Annotated in this window: 18 protein-coding genes; 6 read left to right on the top strand and 12 right to left on the bottom strand. The window is 69.0% G+C overall.

Going from position 1 to position 17,250, the window contains the following annotated elements; all coding sequences use genetic code 11:
- Positions 1-196: 196 nt before the first annotated feature.
- Positions 197-472, bottom strand: coding sequence for a cytochrome C oxidase subunit IV family protein (locus tag ACZ5KW_RS14015; protein ID WP_343780932.1), 276 nt, complete (start codon positions 470-472; stop codon positions 197-199).
- Positions 473-648: 176 nt separating this feature from the next.
- On the opposite strand from ACZ5KW_RS14015, the gene ACZ5KW_RS14010 reads away from it, so the two are divergent.
- Complete coding sequence (locus ACZ5KW_RS14010) at positions 649-1,167, top strand: hypothetical protein (RefSeq protein WP_343780934.1); 519 nt, start codon at positions 649-651, stop codon at positions 1,165-1,167.
- Between the two features lie 57 nt (positions 1,168-1,224).
- Here ACZ5KW_RS14010 and ACZ5KW_RS14005 read toward each other — a convergent pair whose 3' ends face one another.
- Entirely contained in the window at positions 1,225-1,746 is a 522-nt protein-coding gene (locus ACZ5KW_RS14005; protein ID WP_343780937.1) for a halocyanin domain-containing protein, read from the bottom strand.
- Between the two features lie 158 nt (positions 1,747-1,904).
- On the opposite strand from ACZ5KW_RS14005, the gene ACZ5KW_RS14000 reads away from it, so the two are divergent.
- Positions 1,905-2,495, top strand: coding sequence for a hypothetical protein (locus tag ACZ5KW_RS14000; RefSeq protein ID WP_343780939.1), 591 nt, complete (start codon positions 1,905-1,907; stop codon positions 2,493-2,495).
- A gap of 76 nt (positions 2,496-2,571) precedes the next feature.
- Here the strand turns inward: ACZ5KW_RS14000 and ACZ5KW_RS13995 are convergent, their stop codons facing one another.
- Entirely contained in the window at positions 2,572-3,720 is a 1,149-nt protein-coding gene (locus ACZ5KW_RS13995; RefSeq protein ID WP_343780941.1) for an acyl-CoA dehydrogenase family protein, read from the bottom strand.
- A 120-nt stretch (positions 3,721-3,840) separates the two neighbouring features.
- Here ACZ5KW_RS13995 and ACZ5KW_RS13990 point away from each other — a divergent pair, with 120 nt between their 5' ends.
- On the top strand, positions 3,841-4,641 hold the full coding sequence (locus ACZ5KW_RS13990; protein ID WP_343780943.1) for an RIO1 family regulatory kinase/ATPase domain-containing protein: 801 nt from the start codon (positions 3,841-3,843) through the stop codon (positions 4,639-4,641).
- A 19-nt stretch (positions 4,642-4,660) separates the two neighbouring features.
- On the opposite strand, the gene ACZ5KW_RS13985 is transcribed toward ACZ5KW_RS13990, so the two are convergent.
- Genes ACZ5KW_RS13985 through ACZ5KW_RS13960 form a run of 6 tightly spaced genes read right to left on the bottom strand, consistent with a single transcriptional unit; the run spans position 4,661 to position 10,660 of the window.
- A complete protein-coding gene (locus ACZ5KW_RS13985) occupies positions 4,661-5,596 on the bottom strand; it encodes a DMT family transporter (RefSeq protein ID WP_343780945.1) in 936 nt (311 codons plus the stop codon).
- Between the two features lie 31 nt (positions 5,597-5,627).
- Entirely contained in the window at positions 5,628-6,392 is a 765-nt protein-coding gene (locus ACZ5KW_RS13980; protein ID WP_343780947.1) for an ABC transporter ATP-binding protein, read from the bottom strand.
- Positions 6,389-7,171, bottom strand: coding sequence for an ABC transporter ATP-binding protein (locus tag ACZ5KW_RS13975; protein WP_343780950.1), 783 nt, complete (start codon positions 7,169-7,171; stop codon positions 6,389-6,391). The genes ACZ5KW_RS13980 and ACZ5KW_RS13975 overlap by 4 nt, the downstream gene beginning before the upstream one ends.
- Positions 7,164-8,378, bottom strand: a complete 1,215-nt coding sequence (locus tag ACZ5KW_RS13970; protein ID WP_343780953.1) for a branched-chain amino acid ABC transporter permease — start codon at positions 8,376-8,378, stop codon at positions 7,164-7,166. Before ACZ5KW_RS13970 ends, ACZ5KW_RS13975 begins: the two co-directional genes overlap by 8 nt.
- Positions 8,375-9,334 carry a branched-chain amino acid ABC transporter permease gene (locus tag ACZ5KW_RS13965; RefSeq protein WP_343780956.1) on the bottom strand — a complete coding sequence of 320 codons (960 nt, stop codon included), beginning with the start codon at positions 9,332-9,334 and terminating at the stop codon, positions 8,375-8,377. Before ACZ5KW_RS13965 ends, ACZ5KW_RS13970 begins: the two co-directional genes overlap by 4 nt.
- 9 nt (positions 9,335-9,343) lie before the next feature.
- The gene (locus ACZ5KW_RS13960; RefSeq protein WP_343780959.1) at positions 9,344-10,660 is read right to left on the bottom strand and encodes an ABC transporter substrate-binding protein; all 1,317 of its coding nucleotides are present in this window, start codon (positions 10,658-10,660) and stop codon (positions 9,344-9,346) included.
- A gap of 179 nt (positions 10,661-10,839) precedes the next feature.
- On the opposite strand from ACZ5KW_RS13960, the gene ACZ5KW_RS13955 reads away from it, so the two are divergent.
- Positions 10,840-11,706, top strand: a complete 867-nt coding sequence (locus tag ACZ5KW_RS13955) for a proline dehydrogenase family protein (protein ID WP_343780961.1) — start codon at positions 10,840-10,842, stop codon at positions 11,704-11,706.
- A gap of 42 nt (positions 11,707-11,748) precedes the next feature.
- On the opposite strand, the gene ACZ5KW_RS13950 is transcribed toward ACZ5KW_RS13955, so the two are convergent.
- Complete coding sequence (locus tag ACZ5KW_RS13950) at positions 11,749-12,486, bottom strand: helix-turn-helix domain-containing protein (protein ID WP_343780963.1); 738 nt, start codon at positions 12,484-12,486, stop codon at positions 11,749-11,751.
- An 87-nt stretch (positions 12,487-12,573) separates the two neighbouring features.
- Between ACZ5KW_RS13950 and ACZ5KW_RS13945 the strand changes: the two genes are divergently transcribed.
- On the top strand, positions 12,574-14,094 hold the full coding sequence (locus ACZ5KW_RS13945) for an aldehyde dehydrogenase family protein (RefSeq protein ID WP_343780966.1): 1,521 nt from the start codon (positions 12,574-12,576) through the stop codon (positions 14,092-14,094).
- 71 nt (positions 14,095-14,165) lie between these two features.
- Here the strand turns inward: ACZ5KW_RS13945 and ACZ5KW_RS13940 are convergent, their stop codons facing one another.
- On the bottom strand, positions 14,166-15,083 hold the full coding sequence (locus ACZ5KW_RS13940; RefSeq protein WP_343780968.1) for a transcriptional regulator TbsP domain-containing protein: 918 nt from the start codon (positions 15,081-15,083) through the stop codon (positions 14,166-14,168).
- A 90-nt stretch (positions 15,084-15,173) separates the two neighbouring features.
- Between ACZ5KW_RS13940 and ACZ5KW_RS13935 the strand changes: the two genes are divergently transcribed.
- Positions 15,174-15,971, top strand: coding sequence for an aldo/keto reductase (locus ACZ5KW_RS13935; protein WP_343780971.1), 798 nt, complete (start codon positions 15,174-15,176; stop codon positions 15,969-15,971).
- A gap of 64 nt (positions 15,972-16,035) precedes the next feature.
- Here ACZ5KW_RS13935 and ACZ5KW_RS13930 read toward each other — a convergent pair whose 3' ends face one another.
- Positions 16,036-17,109, bottom strand: a complete 1,074-nt coding sequence (locus tag ACZ5KW_RS13930) for a phosphotransferase family protein (RefSeq protein WP_343780974.1) — start codon at positions 17,107-17,109, stop codon at positions 16,036-16,038.
- Positions 17,110-17,250: the final 141 nt, after the last annotated feature.

Genomic DNA, 17,250 nt, shown 5'->3' with positions numbered 1-17,250 from the left:
AGTCGGAGTGCGACCGTGATATAACTAACTAATACTACTTAGTGATACAAACGTAGAGTCGAGACACTCGACTGTCAGCGATCGCGTCGATTTCGGCGAGAACGTAGGAACGGAGCGCCGAGGCCGTCGACGGTCTGCGGCGGTTCACGCGCGTCGCGGCCCGACGGTCTGCGGCGGGCGGGGCGCCCGAGGCGGTTTACGAGATGGAGTACGTCGCCGCCGCCATGAGCAGCATGGTGAGCGCGAGCGCGAGTCCCATCACGTAGGTTAGCGAGCGGTTCTCCCACCGGAGGTGCATGAAGTACGCGACGATGAGCAGCGTCTTGACGGACGCGATCACCAGCGTCCCGACGATCGCCTGGACGTACGTGAACTCGATGAACGACGTCTCGAAGAGCGCGAAGTTCAGCGTCGCCGCGACGAGGAGGGCGACGTATATCGCCGAATACAGTTTCACGGAGTCGTGCGCCATCTTACACTCCACTTCGTCCCTGCGCTTAAAGAATTAACCATCGGGGGTCGCTCGCCGGGCCGTAGTCGGGAGCGCGGCCGGTGCCGGTCTCGGGCGCGTCGGCGTCGGGAGCCCGAAACGCCTATGAGCGCGACGGCCGGACCTGCCGCTGGTCGCAGCCCCGACCGACATTCGCCGTGACTCCCCTCGAACCGACGGACGACCTGCTCGAATCGCTGTACGTCGTCAACAAGGTCGCAAAGCAGTTCGCCGACGAGGCGACCGCCGCCTACGAGCGCGGCGACGTCACCGAGAGCAACGTCCGGTCGGCGCGAAAGGACGCGCTCTATCGGCTCAAGACCGACGTGCTCGCGCGGATCGTCGCCTACGACGCCAACCGCGTCACGGGCGAGTACCACGCCATCAACGGCGACGTGTGGCTCTTTCTCACGATCGGTGACTGGCACTTCCACCAGCCGCCGCACGCGATCGGGAGCGATCTCACCGACGCGATCGCGGTCTCGAACTCTCGTGCGAATCCCATCGACGCCCCGTACGAACGCGACTCGGCGGTGGACCGCTCGGACCGCTCGCTCGAAGCGGCGCTGACCCGGCTGGCGGACGCGGGCGTCAACGCCAACGACCACCTCGCGCGACCGACGGTCACCACGGAGGACGACCGGATCGTCGACGTCCGCTGGTCGTTCCTCTCCTGAGGTCCGTCTCGGTCGCAAAAAACGGTTTCCGCGCGTGACCGACCCGCGAAGGGCGAATCAGGCTTCGACGACTTCGATCGCGCCGAGCATCCCGTTAGCCGAGTGCGGGGTGCACTCGTACAGCTGGACTCCGGTGTTGTCGAACGACTGCTCGAAGGTGTACCCCTCCTCGGTGACCGTCTCCCCGTTGTCAAAGTCGGATTCGGAGCCCTCGACCGAGGCCACGTTGTGCCCGCCGCCCGCGCCGGTCCACTCCCAGACGACGGTCGTGCTGGAGTCGATGCGGACCGCCGGCGGCGAGAAGGCGTACCCGATGTCGCCGGCGCCGACCTCGATGGTCACCTCGTCTTGTCCCGTCGCGTCGACCATCGTCCCCTCGTACAGGCTCGCGTCCGAGAGGTAGTCGTCGATCGCGCTCGGAACGTCCTCGATGGTGGAACCGCTCCCACCGTCGGACCCGTCGCTCCCGTCGGACCCGTCACCGCCGTCGCCGCCGCCGGAACAGCCGGCGAGCGTTCCGATGGTCAACGCGGCTCCGGTCCCGGCGAGATACCGCCGTCTGGACAGTTTATCAGACATCATCACACGTAGGGGTCGAAGCCTTACAAACCCCGTGATGGCTTCCGGTTCGTGAGAACCTTCGGTACCGAATTCCGACTCCGGCGGTCGGCGCGTGCCCGTTCTCCCCGCGGACGCCGAGAGCGGGGTTTATCGCCCTCCGTCGCCTCGCGAGAGGCATGCGCGAAGACGCGCTGGCGACCCGACTCGTCGACCACTACGAGGCGACGAGCGACGCGCCGGCGATCCGGCTCGAAGAGCCGTACGACGCCGACGGGCGGCGGGGGGTCGTGGACCTCTTCGTCCGGACGCGGACGCCGGCCCCCGTCGACCGCGTGATCGAACTCAAGTCTGACGCCGCGGTCCGCCGGGCCACCGGTGCCAACGAGATACTCCGCCAGTACCGCCGGATGGAGCGGTACTTCCACGCCGACGAGAGCCACGCGCTCCGTCCCAAACTCGGCCGCACGGAGCCGGGCGCCCGCTACCTGCTGTGTTTCGCGCCGACGCCGACCTGCGTCCACCACGTCGCGGTCAACCGCACCCTGTACGGCACCGTCGACCCGCGCTCGCAGGCGGGCGACGTTCCCGCCGTCCGGACCGTCGCCTTCCTGACCGGGCTCGACGGCGACCCCGCCGACCTCGGCATGGTGTCCGTGAACGGTGACGCGCGGTTCGGCTCGGAGCCGTTCCGGCGGGCGGTCCCGACGGACTCGCGGCTCGCCGAGAGTCTCCGTGCCGTCGACGACGACCTCATGGAGTTCGAGTAGCGTCGGGCGTCGCGGCCGCGACGATCCGTCGCTCGGGCGGCGAAACGAAACCGCTTACAGGGCCAGTTCGAGCCGGTTACAGGCCCAGTTCGCGGCCGATCACGACGTGTTGGATCTCGCTCGTCCCCTCGCCGATCTCCATCAGCTTCGCGTCGCGGTAGAAGCGCTGCGGGGCGAAGTCGGTGGTGTAGCCGTACCCGCCGAGCGTCTGGACGGCCTCCTCGGCGACCTCGCGGGCCGCCTCGCTGGCGTCGAGCTTCGCGAGCGCCGACTCGCGGGTGACGGACTCGCCCGCGTCGTACCTCGCGGCCGCCTTGTGCGTCAGCAGGCGCGCGCGCTCGGTCTGGCGGTGCATGTGGACCACCTTGTCGCGGACCGCGTCGAACTTCGAGATCGGCTTCCCGAACTGCTCGCGCTCGCCCGAGTAGTCCTTGGCGGCCTCGTAGGCGCCCTGCGCGAGCCCCACCGAGAGCGCGGCGATGGAGATCCGTCCGCCGTCAAGCGTCTTCATCGTCTGCGTCCACCCCTCGCCCTCCTCGCCGAGCAGTCGGTCGGCCGGGAGGCGCACGTCGTCGAAGGTGATCTCGCAGGTCGGCGAGCAGTTGAGTCCCATCTTGTCCCAGACGGTCGTGACCTCGAACCCGTCGTCGCGCTCCGGGTCGACGATGAACGTCGAGATGCCGTCGTAGCCCGCGCCGGGGTCGGTGACAGCTTTCACCAGCACCGAGTTCGCGACGCTGGCGTTCGTGATGAACTGCTTCGTCCCGTTCAAGACGTACTCGTCGGCGTCGGCGTCGTACTCGGCGGTCGTGTCCATGTCGGAGGCGTCCGAACCGCTTCCGGGCTCAGTGAGCGCCCACGCGCCGATCCCCTCGCCCTCGGCGAGCGGGCGGAGCCACTCCTCCTTCTGTGCGTCGGTGCCGAACAGGTCGATCGGCTTCGCGCCCAGCGACGTGTGCGCGGCGTACGAGAGCCCGATGCCCCCGGAGACGCGCCCCAACTCCTCCGTGACCAGCGCGTACATGAGCTGGTCGCCGCCGAGCCCGCCGTACTCCTCGGAGACCGGAACCCCCATCATGTCGAGGTCCGCGAGGGCCTCGAACACCTCGTCGGGGAAGCGGTGTTCGTCCTCGATCTCCTGGGCGATGGGCGCGATCTCCTCCTCGCAGAACTCCCGGACGGTATCGCGTATCATCCGGTGTTCGGCAGGTACCTCGAAGTCCATGGGCAAGAATTGCGACCCGCGGACATAAACGATGCGAACGACCGTGATAGACCGCGTCGCGTTCCGATCGGGTGCGGTGCCGAGCCGACGACTTATCACGCACCGCCGCGTTCCGCCGGTATGGAGTTCCGGGAGCTCGTCCGCGGCCGCGTCGACTGGCCCGACCTCGAACGGGTCGCGCGCGAGCTCGCGGACCGGTACGACCGCGACGGGATGCGGGTCCGGTTCCTCGACGCGGACAACTGGCTGTCGACCCCGATGGTCGTCGACGACGACCTCTTCGTGAAGGTGATCACCCGCCAGAACACGCTCGTCCACGCGCTTTTCACCACCGGTCGGAACATCGGGGCCGTCTCGGCCGGCACCGCGAGGTTCTTCGAGCGCCACGAGACCCCTTACGAGATGGCGCGCCACGAGTTCGAGGCCACGCGGCGGGTCCGCGAACTCGGCGTCAACGCCCCGGAGCCCGTCGAGGCCTTCGAGGTCGACGGGTTCGGCGTCCTCGTGTTGGAGTACCTCCCCGAGTTCCGAACGCTCGGGGAACTCGACGCCGCTCGCGTCGCCGAACTCGCCCCGGACCTGTTCGCGACGCTCCGAACGATCCACGACGCCGGCCTCGCGCACGGCGACCTCCGCGCCGAGAACGTCTTGGTCCACGAGGGGGAGCTCTACGTCATCGACGCGACCCGCGTGAGCGAGGACGGCCGCGAGGAGGCGCGGGTGTACGACCTCGCGAGCGCGCTCGCCGCGTTGGAGCCCCTCGTCGGCGCGGCGACCGCCGTCGACGCGGCGCTGTCGAGCTACGAGCTCGACGACGTGGCGTCCGCCGAACGGTTCCTCGACTTCGTCGCCGCCCGGCCGGACCACGGGTTCGACCGGCCGGCGCTGAAAGCGGAGATAGACGACGGGGAAGGGACGTAGCGGTCGGGTTTCGTCCGGTTCAATCGGTCCGATCCCCAGAGGGCTCGCCTCCCGGCTCGGCCCGTTCTCGGCTCACGACCCAGATGCCGGCGGCCATCAACCCACCCCCGGCGAGGAACCCCGGCCCCAGCGACTCGCCGAGAACGGCCGCGCCGAGGGTCACCCCGACGACCGGCTGAGCGAAGAAGAAGACGGCGACGGTCCCCGCCGAGACGTACTCCAGCCCCTTGTACCAGAGGTACCAGGCGGCCGCGGTCGACGCCACTCCGAGGTACAGCACCGCGAGCGTCGACTCCGCCGTCACCGGGAGCGTCGCGGGCGAGCGGCCGAGATACCACAGCTCGCCCGCCGCGAGCAGCCCCAAAAGCGGCGTGGCCGCGAGCGAGGAGTACGTCGCCGCGCGGAGCGCGCCGTGGCGCCTGACGGCGCCCAGCCCCCAGACGGTGTAGCCGGCCCACGCCGCGCTCGCGACGAGGAGGAGGCCCACGCCGAGGAGGTTGTCCGCGGCGACCGACGCGGGGTCGTGTCGCCCGGCGAGGACGACCGCCGTTCCGACGCCGGCGAGGGCCATCCCGCTCGCCTTCCTCGCCGTGACGCGCTCGCCGAGGACCGCCGCGCCGAGGATCACCGTGAACACGGGCGTCGACACCGTCAGCAGCGAGCCTTGGCTCGCGTTCGTCAGTTCGGTCCCGAGAAACTGCGCCGCGACGGTCAGCGTCACCCACCCGCCCAGCCCGACGAACGTCGGCCACTCCCCGCGCGACGGCGGCGACTCCCCGCGGGAGGTGACGACGAGCGCGAGCGTCCCCGCGCCGAGTCCGACGCGGAGGAACCCGAGTGTCACCGGCGGGATCATCGCGAATCCCCACTTGCTGACGACGTACATCCCGCCCCACAACGCGGCGGCCGCGAGGGGAGCGGCGGCGAACGCGTACCGCCCGACTCCGGCCGTCATTCGGGCTGGAGGGCCCGCGACGGCGACGGGGTCATCCCCCGAGGTACAGCTGCGAGACCTCGTCGTCCGCGAGGAGTTCCTCGGGCGCCCCCTCGAATCGGACCGTGCCTTGGTCGAGCACGTACCCTCGGTCGGAGATGCCGAGCCCCTTCGTCACGTTCTGCTCGACCATCAGGATCGCCGTGTCCATGTCGTTGACGGCCTGAACGTCCTCGAACACGTCGTCAGCGGTGTTCGGCGCGAGCCCCGCGGACGGCTCGTCGATGAGCAGCACGTCCGGCTCCATCACGAGGGCCCGCGCGAACGCCAACACCTGACGCTGTCCGCCCGAGAGCGTTCGCGCCTTCGCGTTCCGCTTCTCGTCGACGATCGGGAAGCGGTCGTACAGCTCGGCGATCACCTCGTCGAGCCCGCCCTCGCGGGCGACGCCGCCCATCCGGAGGTTCTCCTCTATCGTCAGCGAGCCGAACACGTTGTCGGTCTGGGGGACGTAGCCGATCCCCTCGCGGACGATCTCTTCGGGCGCCATCCCGCCGATGTCGCGGCCGTGGTACTCGACGGTCCCCGTCCACGGCGACAGCATGCCGAACGCGGTCTTGAGGACCGTCGACTTGCCGGCGCCGTTCGGGCCGACCAGGCAGACGATCTCGCCGGGGTCGAGCCGGACCGAGCAGTCGTCGAGCACCTGTACCTCCCCGTAGCCGCTGTCGACGCCCGACAGCGAGAGCACGGGATCGGTTCCGCCGTGAGGCCCGTCCGCGGCCCCGGTTGCGTCGTCTGTCATACCGTCGCTCATGCGCCGCCTCCGAGGTACGCGTCGATGACGCGCTGGTCGTTGCGGACCGAGTGCGGCGTCCCCTCGGTCAGGACGCTCCCCTGATCTAAGACGACGATCGGGTCCGCCAGGTCCATCACGAACTCCATGTCGTGTTCGATGAGCAGGAACGTCGTTCCGCGGTCGTTGAGCCGCCGAATCTGGGACTTGAGTTTCTTCGCGAGCGTCGGGTTCACCCCCGCGACCGGCTCGTCTAAGAGGAGCACTTCGGGCTCGGCGAGCATCGCTCGCGCGAGCTCGACGAGCTTCATCTGCCCGCCGGAGATGTCCGTCGCGGGCTGTTCCGCGAGGTGGTCGATCTCGAAGTCCTCCAGTATCCGCTCCGCGTCGGCGAGGTTTCTCGACTCGCTCTCGGCGACCGTCCCCGGCGAGGTGAACAGGCGGACGAACGACTCGCCGGGCTGGTTCCGCGGCCCCACCAACATCGCCTCGCGCACCGTCATCCCCTCCAGCTTCCGGGGGGTCTGGAACGTCCTGACGAGCCCGCGCTCGGCGACCTCGTACGGCTCCATGCCGGTCACGTCGGTCCCGTTCACCTCGACGGTCCCGCCGTCCGGCTCGTAGAAGCCGGAGATGAGGTTGAAGATGGTCGACTTGCCGGCCCCGTTCGGCCCGATGAGGCCGGTGATCGTCCCGCGCTCGACGTCGAAGGTCGCGTGGTCGGTCGCGGTGAGCCCGCCGAACGACTTCTGGAGGTCGTCGACGCTGAGGACGACGTTCTCGGCGGCGGCGTCACTCATCGCCGCCACCCCCCTTCCGCTCGCGGACGCCGCTGTCCGGCGTCTCCGGCGCGCCGCCCCCGTCGACCGCGCTCGGCCAGATGAGCTCCCGCTGCGGCGGGAGCACTCCCTGCGGCCGGTAGCGCATGACGGCGACGATCACGACGCCGATCAACAGCAGGCGCAGCGGCGCGGGGTCGATCGGGAGCGCCACGTCGTTGAGGAAGCGCGTCCCCTCGCGGATCGTGACGATGACGATGCCGCCGAACAGCGCCCCGCGGTTGGAGCCGCTGCCGCCTAAGATCACGGCGACCCACGCGTAGAACGTCGTGATGGGGTCCAGATCGCCCGGCCCGACGTAGAGGTTGAGGTGCGTGTAGAACACGCCCGCGAGCGCCATGATCAGGCTGCCGAGGACGAACGACTGCATCTTGAACGAGTAGGTGTTCTTCCCCAGCGCCCGCGCGAGGTCCTCGTCGGACCGGATCGTCCGCAGCACCCTCCCCCACGGGGAGCGGTGGGCGCGCCGGAGGACGAAGTACGACGCCCCCACGAACCCGAGGACCAACAGGACGTTCAACAACGCCTGCCAGAACGCCGTCTCGAGGAGTATCGGCGAGCCGGGGATCACCACCAGCCGCAGTCCCGGCATCGCTTCCGGAAAGGTCGACAGCACGGGCCATCCCTGGAAGAAGCCGGGGATCCCGCGGACGCCGGCGCTGCCGTTCGTCAGCCAGCGCTCGTTGAGCACGACCAGGCGGACGACCTCCGCTAGTCCGAGCGAGGCGATAGCGAGGTAGTCGGCCCGGAGCCGGAGCGTCGGGATCCCGATCAGGACCGCCAACACGAAGGCGACGGCGAGCCCGACGACGAGCCCGACGATCGGGAGACCGAGCACCGAGTCGACGAGGGGGACGCCGTCGAGCAGGTCGCCGACCGGCGAGCCGCTCGCGGTGATCAGCGCCGAGCCGTACGCGCCGATGCCGAAGAACGCGGCGACGCTGAAGTTGATCAGCCCGGTGTACCCCCACTGGGCGTTGAGGCCGAACGACAGCAGCGCGTACATCCCGGCAAGCCCGACGAGGAACAGGAAGTACGACGGGCCGAGCGCGCCGGTGAGCAGCGCGACGAACAGGAACAGCATGAACGCGACGCTGACGCCGAGGACCCACCCCTCGGGCCGGGTCAGCTCGGAGACTGCCTCCTTCGGTGCGTCGAGCAGGCTCATGACGCACTCTCCCCGGCGATCCCGTTAGGCCGGACCAGCAGCACGACGACCATGATCAGGAACGCGATGGCGTTCGCGTACTCGATGCTGATCAGGCCGCGAATGACCGCCGCGAGCCACCCGGGCCAGATCGGGATCGCTTCGACCACGTTCGAGAAGAACGGCGTCAGTTGGTTTATCATGCCGATGAGGAAGCCGCCCGCCATCGCGCCGTAGACGGAGCCGATCCCGCCGAGGATCACCGCCGCGAAGATCACGAGGAGGAGGTTAAAGCCCATCCGCGGCGAGAGCTGGTTGAACAGGCCGAGGAACACGCCGCCCGCTCCGGCGAGGCCGGCGCCGATGACCCACGTCCACAGCGTGACCCGCCGGGTTCGGATGCCGCTGATGCGAGCGAGGTCCGGGTTGTCGGCCATCGCCCGCATCTTTCGACCGAGGTCGGTGTACTGGAGGAGGACGTGGAGGCCGACGACGAGGACGGCCGCCGAGGCGACGATCGCGACGTCGTGGAGCGTCACCCGGATCCCGTACGGGAGCAGCGCCTCGATCGGTCGCAGCGGCTGGATGTCGAACCGGGTGAAGTCGGAGCCGAACCGGATCTGGATCACCGACCGGTAGATGAAGGCGATCCCGATAGACGTGATCAGCAGGCCGATCGAGTCGATGTCGAGCGGCTCGTAGATGAGCTTCTCGGTCCCGACCGCGACGACCGCCGCGACGGCGATCCCGACGACGAGCGCGACGAAGAAGCCGTACGGGAGCCCCAACACCGCGCCGCCCAGTCCGCCGACGGCCCCGAAGGTCACGAGCGCGGAGTACGCGCCGATGGTCATCGTGTCGCCGTGGGCGAAGTTCGCGAAGTCCGCGATGCTGTACACGAGCGACAGCCCGATGCTCCCGAGGACGATGATACTGCTGAAGACCAGCCCGTCAGCCAGGTATCCGAGAACGGTCATCGGAGGTGATTAGCCTTCGATGAAGTCGATGCCTTCGTACGCGTGGTCTTGAACCTCTAAGACCTGAAGGAACCCGACCGGGTCGCCGTCCTCGTTGAAGTCGATGGGACCGCTGACTCCCTGGTAGTCGACGTCGTCCGGGCCGCCCCCGTCCGCGAGGATCTGGCTTGCGGCCTCGAAGGAGGTCACCGCCTCGCCGTCGGGGCCGGAGACGCGCCGGACGGTGTCCTGGAGCGCCGCGCCGGTGAACTCGTCCGCGGCCTGAATCGCGAGCGCGGCGTTGATCACGCAGTCGTACGCGTACGCCGCCCACGAGGTCGGCTGCTGGCCGTACTCGGCCTCAAAGTCCTCGGCGAACGACTGGTAGTTCTCCTCCTCGACCGGCGCGGAGGGGGTGACGATCTTCATCCCGTCCATGCTCCCCTCGGGGGTGTTCTCGAGGACGTTGTCGCCGGAGACGGAGTCGGCGCCGTAGAACTGCGCCTCGTAACCCGACGAGAACACCTCGTTGACCATCGTCGCGAACTCCGCCTGGTAGGTGATGAACAGCCACGCCTCCGCGCCGGAGCTGTTCATCTCCGAGATGACGCCGGAGTACGACTGCTGTTCCTGGTCGTGCGGGCTGTTGTAGACAACTTCACCGTCGTACGCGTTCACGAACGCGTCGGTGAGGCTCTGCCCGTAGTCGTTGTTGACGTAGGTGATCGCGACCTCGTCGTAGCCGTCGTCGGTGATGATGTTCGACAGCGCGAGCGACTGGCTGCGCCCGGACGGCGACATCCGGAGCAGTCCGGGGAAGTTCGTGAGGTTGAGTCCGGTGGAGTTCTGGCTCAGCTGGACGACGTCGGTCCCCTCGACGACGCTCTCGTAGATCGCGAGCGAGACGCCGGAGCCGACCGCGCCGATGAGGAACGGCACGCCGTCCTGATTGACCAGCTTCTGTGCGGCGGCGATCCCGCCCTGGTTCTCGCTTTCGGAGTCCTCTACGACGATGTCGAGTTCCCGGCCGCCGATCCCGACCTCGTTGACGCGGCTCAGCGCGAGGTTGACGCCGCGCTGGTTCCGCTCGCCGAACGCCGACAGCGACCCGGTCTGGGAGTCGACCATCCCGATCTCGTACGGGCCGGACGAGTCTCCCCCGTCGCCGCCGTCGCTGCCGTCGTCTCCGTCGCTCCCGTCGCTTCCGTCGCTTCCGTCGCTTCCATCGCCTCCGTCTCCGCCGTCGTCAGTCGTACTGAGGCAGCCTGAGAGGGCGATCACGCCCGCTCCGCCGGTCAGTTTCAGCAGCCTTCTCCGGTCCGCGTCGTCCATGGTATCTCGTGACATATGCGTTCGGTAGAGTCCAGCCTATCAGAGTATCTCAATCCCGACCCGTCCATGGTCGGATTCCGGGTCGATCCGGGGCGAACGCGGCAATATTTCACCGGCGTGTTTATTTCAAAGAGAGTAGCTCAAACTAATTGGTCGGGTGCCCATATATATCCGTTCCGGCCCGCAGTGGGATCGTGATACCGCCGATCGCGAGCAACTTCGTCGCCGGGGAGACGCCTGAGGCGGCGCTCGCTCACGTCGAGACGCTCAACGACCGCGGCGTGGCCGGCATCCTGAACCTCTTGGGCGAACACTACGAGGAACGACCGCCCGCCGACGCCGACGCCGACGCGTACGTCGACCTCGTCGAGCAGATAGCCGAGCGCGACGTCGACGCCTGCGTCTCGGTGAAGTCGAGCCAGATCGGCCTCGACATCGGCGACGCCGTCTTCGAGGAGAACCTCGCGCGGATCGTCGCGGCGGCGAACGGGACCGCGGAGGGCGCGCCCGACGACGCGGACACGTTCGTCTGGATCGACATGGAAGACCACGAGACCACGGACGTCACGCTCGACGCGTTCGAGCGTCACACCGTCGAGACCGACGGCAACGTCGGCGTCTGCGTCCAGGCGAACCTCAAGCGGACGCGCGACGACCTCGAGCGGCTCGCCGAACTTCCGGGGAAGGTCCGGCTGGTCAAGGGCGCGTACGACGAGCCGGCCGAGCTGTCGTACAAGGAGAAGGCCCGCGTCGACGAGTCGTACCGCGACTGCCTCGCGTACATGTTCGAGGCGTTCGACGGCGGGATCGGCGTCGGGAGCCACGACCCGGCGATGATCGACTACGCCGCGGAGCTCCACGCGGAACACGGGACGCCCTACGAGGTCCAGATGCTGACCGGCGTCCGCGAGTCGGCGCAGTTCGACCTCGCCGCCGAAGACGACGTGGAAGTCTACCAGTACATCCCGTACGGCTCCAAGTGGTTCTCCTACTTCTACCGCCGGATCCGGGAGCGCAAGTCGAACGCGCTGTTCGCGCTGCGAGCCATCATCGGCAACTGAGCCGGCGTTCGCTCGCGAGCGTGAGCGGGCCGCTCCTGGCGGTCACGGGTCCAGCAGCTTCGATTCGGCCTTCCGGAGGTGTTCGAGCAGCGTGGTCTTCGAGACGTCCATCGCCTCGGCGAGCTCGCGCGTCGACGCCTCACGGGGCCACTCGTAGTAGCCCGCCTCCCGGGCGTGTTCGTACACGTCGCGTTGGGTCGGCGTCAGCGTGTCGAGCCGCTGGCCGCGGGCGGTCCGTCCGGCGTACCCGGTCGAGGACATGGACTCGACGGAGACCTCGGCGCCGGCGTCGGCCTGGACCGCGTCGAGCGAGTCGCGGATCTCCGTCCGTTCGCCGACGAAACACACCTGCCACTCCTCGCGACCGTCCTCGATCTTGACCGGCGCGCTGTGGACGAAGCCGTGTTCTAACAGCGTCGGGCACACCATGTCAGCCGGGTCGTACTCCAAGAAGAACTCGCGGACGACGTTGCCGGGCGTGTCCCGGGCGCGGCCGAACCGCTCTTTCAGCTCCAACAGCTCGCCCGCGCGGTCCGACTCGCGGATCGCGTCCAGCAGCGCCTCGACTTCCTCGTTCGTGTCCGCGAACGCGGTGAACAGCCCGTTGACCGAGTTCGGCGCGTCGCCGTCCGTCTTCGGGGTGTTGTAGATCGCGTGAGCCAACACGCCCCCGCTCGTGCGCTCGGTCGCCTCTATCGCCCAGCAGTTCGGATGCCACAGGTCCAGCGTCAGCCGAGTGCCCGACCACTCCCCCTCCGAATTCGCGTCTGAGATCGCCATGAGACTTCACATTTGGTACCGTGCCACAAAAACACTTCCGACCATGGTCGGGTGGGTTATTTGGCCGTCCGCACGGAAACGACGATTATGGCAGACGCCTACAACCACTACATCGACGGCGAGTGGGTCTCGGGCGAGGGCTCGGAGACCTTCGAAAGCGAGAATCCCGCCACGGGAGAGACGCTTGGCGAGTTTCAGCAGGGGACCCCCGGCGACGTCGACCGCGCGGTCGACGCCGCGGACGAGGCGTTCGAAGAGTGGCGCGAGCTCTCGCGGATCCAGCGCGCGGAGTATCTCTGGGACGTGTACCACGAGCTCCGCGAGCGCACCGACGAGCTCGGCGAGATCGTCAGCAAGGAGTGCGGCAAGGAGATCTCTGAGGGCAAAGCCGACGTCGTCGAGGCCGCGCACATGGTCGAGTGGGCCGCGGGCGACGCCCGCCACCCGAAAGGCGACATCGTCCCCTCGGAGATCCCCTCGAAGGACGCGTACATGCGACGGAAGCCACGCGGCGTCACCGGCTGTATCACGCCGTGGAACTTCCCGGTCGCCATCCCCTACTGGCACATGGCCATCGCGCTGGTCGAGGGCAACACCGTCGTGTTCAAGCCCGCGGAACAGACCCCGTGGTGCGCGCAGATCGTCGCGGAGATGTTCGACGACGCGGGCATCCCGGACGGCGTGTTCAACATGGTCCAAGGGTTCGGCGACACCGGGAACGCGATCGTCGAAAACGACGACGTCGAGACGGTCATCTTCACCGGGTCGGCCGAGGTCGGCCACCTCATTCAGGACAAACTCGGCGGCGTCGCCGGCAAGCGCGCCGCCTGCGAGATGGGCGGGAAGAACGCCGTCGTGGTCACCGAGGAGGCCGACCTCGACGTCGCGGTCCACTCCGCGGTGATGTCCTCGTTCAAGACGACGGGCCAGCGCTGCGTCTCCGCCGAGCGCCTGATCGTCCACACCGACGTGTACGACGAGTTCAAAGAGCGGTTCGTCGAGGTCGCGGAGTCGGTCGCGGTCGGCGACCCGCTCGACGAGGACACGTTCATGGGGCCGCTCATCGAGGACGAGCACCTCGAGAAGGTGACCGAGTACAACGAACTGGCCCGCGAGGAGGACGTGAACGTCCTCGTCGACCGGACCGAACTCGCCCCCGAGGAGATCCCCGACGGCCACGAGGGCGGTCACTGGATCGGACCGTTCGTCTACGAGGCGGACCCCGACGCCGACCTGCGGTGTACCCACGAGGAAGTGTTCGGTCCGCACGTCGCCCTCCTGGAGTACGAGGGCGGCATCGAGCGCGCCGTGGAGATCCAGAACGACGTGGACTACGGGCTCGCCGGCGCGGTGATCTCGGAGGACTACCGGCAGATAAACTACTACCGCGACCGCGCCGAGTTGGGGCTCGCGTACGGGAACCTCCCGTGTATCGGCGCCGAGGTTCAGTTGCCCTTCGGCGGCGTGAAGAAGTCCGGCAACGGCTACCCCTCGGCCCGGGAAGCGATCGAGGCGGTCACCGACCGCACCGCGTGGACGCTGAACAACTCCAAGGATATCGAGATGGCGCAGGGCCTCTCCGCGGACATCAAGACGACGGACGACTGAGGCGCTCGCTCGCACCGAGCCGACGGCCGAGCGCTTCTGTCGCTTCGGTTCCCCCTCCGGTTTTCTCCCTTTCAGTCTCCGACACCGCGAACGGCCGCGACGGTCTCCGCCGGCGTCTCTGCGGCCGCGAGCGCCCCGCGGGCCGCGAGCCGGTCCCGCGGCCGCCCCACGGGCTGTGACTCCGACACCGTCTCGATCAGCTCCGCCTCGCGCAGGAGCCGTTTCACCCGCGTGAACGTGGACGGACTCCCCAGTCCCGCGTCCTCGCAGGCCCGCCGGAGCGTCCGGTCGAGGACGCCCTCGCGGGCCCCGGCCGCGTAGGCGCGGATGCGGGTGCTCTCGGGCCCGGGACCGTCGCCGCCCCCCGTCGAATGCGCCGCGTCGTCGCCTCCGGACGCCGCGGCCGCCGGCGCGTCGAGCGTCCGCACCACCGCCGCGGCGACCGACTCGTCACAGCGCGTCGCGAACCCCTCGTACACCCGCCGGCGACTCGGCGTTCGGAGGCGGTACGGCTCGGCGTCCGCGAACCGCGATGCGTACCGCTCGCGGAGCGATCCGTCGTCGCCGACGCGGTACCACCCGGCCGTCCCGGCCTTGTCGTTCACTTTTCCTTCGACCAGTGCGAACCCGGTCCGGACTCCCGCCAGCACCGGGTTCGGCTGTGGCGCGTCGATAACTCGGAGGTCCACGACGCCGGCGTCGAGCAGCGCCGCGAGCCGCGCCGCGGACCGGAATCCCTCGGTCGCGGCGTCGATCGCGCTCTCACCGGCGAATACCGAGAGCGTCGGGAGGTCCGGGGACGGCGCGGCCTCGCCGTCGCCGCTCGCGAGGTCCGACACGGTCGGGGCCACGAGCGTCGGCGCGGCCTCGCGGTACGCCTCGACGACGGCTCCGAGCAGTCGCGGCCCCGGGTCGACCAACAGGGGGCCGGAGAACTGCTCAAGCGGGAGCGGCTCCGGGAGCAGGGGGAAAGCGGGGCCGGTCGGCATCGGGCGATCCTACGAGCGCGACGGGGTAAGTGTGCGGGACGGCTTTCCGGCTCGCGCGCCTTTTTGCCGCCGCGCTCGGAACCCCTGAGCGTGCCACCACTCGACCTCTCGATCGGACTCGGAACCTCCGGGCTCGACGACCCCGAGACGTGTACCGAAACCGTCGTCGCGGCGCTGGAGGCCGGCTACCGCCACGTCGACACCGCACAGATGTACGACAACGAGGCGGCCGTCGGCGCGGGTCTCGCCGAGAGCGACGTCGACCGCGACGAGGTCGTCGTCGCCACGAAGGTCCACCCCGAGAACCTCGCGCCCGAGGACGTCCGCGAGACGGCGCGGGCGAGCTTAGACCGGCTCGGGCTCGACCGCGTCGACCTCCTGTACGTCCACTGGCCGATCCGAGCGTACGACGCGGAACGGACCCTGCCCGTCTTCGACGAACTCCGCGACGCCGGCCTCACGGACCACGTCGGCGTCTCGAATTTTACCCCCGACCTGCTGCGCGAGGCGCGCGAGATCCTCGAGGCGCCGATCGCGGCCCATCAGGTCGAGTGTCACCCGCGGTTCCGGCAGTCGGAACTGCGCGAACTCGCCGATTCGTTCGACCACCGCCTCGTCGGTTACTCGCCGCTCGGCCGCGGCGAAATCCTCGACGACCCGGAGGTCGCGGCGATCGCCGAGCGCAACGACGCCTCGCCCGCGGTCGTCGCGCTCGCGTGGGCGCTCGACCGCGGGATCGTTCCCATCCCGAAGGCGCGAGGCGACCACGTGCGGGAGAACCTTCGTGCGATCGACCTCGATCTGCCGGCGTCGGACCTCGACGCGCTCGACGCGCTCGAGCCCGGCGACCGTCAGATCGACCCCGACGACGCGGCCTGGAACCGCTGAGCCGGCCGCGCGGAATCGGATCACCGAGTCGCCCCGGGTCGTCGCGGCCGCCTCCGACTCAACCTCAGACCGCGTCGAGACGCCGCCGGAGTTCCGCGCCCGCGCGCTCGGCTAGGGCGTCGACGGGCTCGTCGAGATACGTCGCCCACTGGTCGATGAAGCCCGACCGGCCGAGCATCCTGACGACCTCGTACACCGGGCGGCGCCGTTCGAAGCCGGTCGGAAGCGACCCGGCCCGCTCGCGGTAGCCCTCGCGGAGGGCCGCGGCGAACCGCTCATCTCCCGTCGAGTCGAAGCCGTTGAGCAGTTGGTCCTCGGCTCGCACGAGGTCTCGCGCCGGATCGCCGACGTGGGACAGCTCCCAGTCGATGGGCGCGACGCCCGTGTCGCGAGCCCCGACCGGACCCCGCGTTTCGGCCGCACCGGCCGCCTCCCGCTCGCTCGTCACGAAGAGGTTCGGCTTGGTGACGTCGCCGTGAACCAACGCGGCCGGCGCGCCGTCGAGCGCGGCGCGGTTCTCCCGAACGCAGTCGACGACGATGTCGTAGTGGTCCGCGAGCCGCTCCGTCGTTCCGATCTCGCGGGTCCGCTCGATCGTCGCGAGGAGGACGTCCGTCCACGACGCGGGCTCGACCGCGAGCCCGACCGACTGCGATCCGCGGTCGTCCGCGTCACCGTCCGCGGACGTTCCCCTCTCGCCTCCCGCCCCAACGATCTCGCCGTGGCTCCAGAACCGGTCGGCGTGGAGCGCGGCGAGCGCGGCGCCGACGCGGCCGAGCAGGCGCTCGCGCTCCGGGTCGCCCGCCGCCTCGTACACGTCGAGCAGTCCGCGGCCGGGCGCCGGCGCCGTCGCGAGGTAGGGGGGGTCGCCGTCGGGGTCGGCCGCCAACACCGTCGGGACCGACAGCGGCCCGTTCGCTCGGAGGTACAGGAGCACGGCACACTCCCGAGCGATCCGACGGCTCTCGTCGGCCAGCGCGACCTTGAGGAACGCCCGGCCGCCGTCGGCGAAGACGACGCCGACCGTCTCGTTGGCGCCGTTCCACGAGGGGCCGACCTCCGTCAACCGCCTCGGTTCCCGGTCCGGGAAGGCTTCGGAGAGGGCCCGCTCAATCACCCCCGAGTCGGCGCCGTCCATGTTATTTTGTCCGGACCGAGTCATGTTAAGATTGTTGTCAGTGCCGCTCGAAGCGTTCACCTAAATGTGAGTTACAGGCGCCAGAAACGAAGAAATCGGCCGAAATCGACATCCTCATGTGCGTCGGCGGATCAGGAGTAG

The organism is Halorubrum ejinorense (genome assembly GCF_055389685.1).
This window is presented reverse-complemented; position numbering and strand designations above follow the sequence as displayed.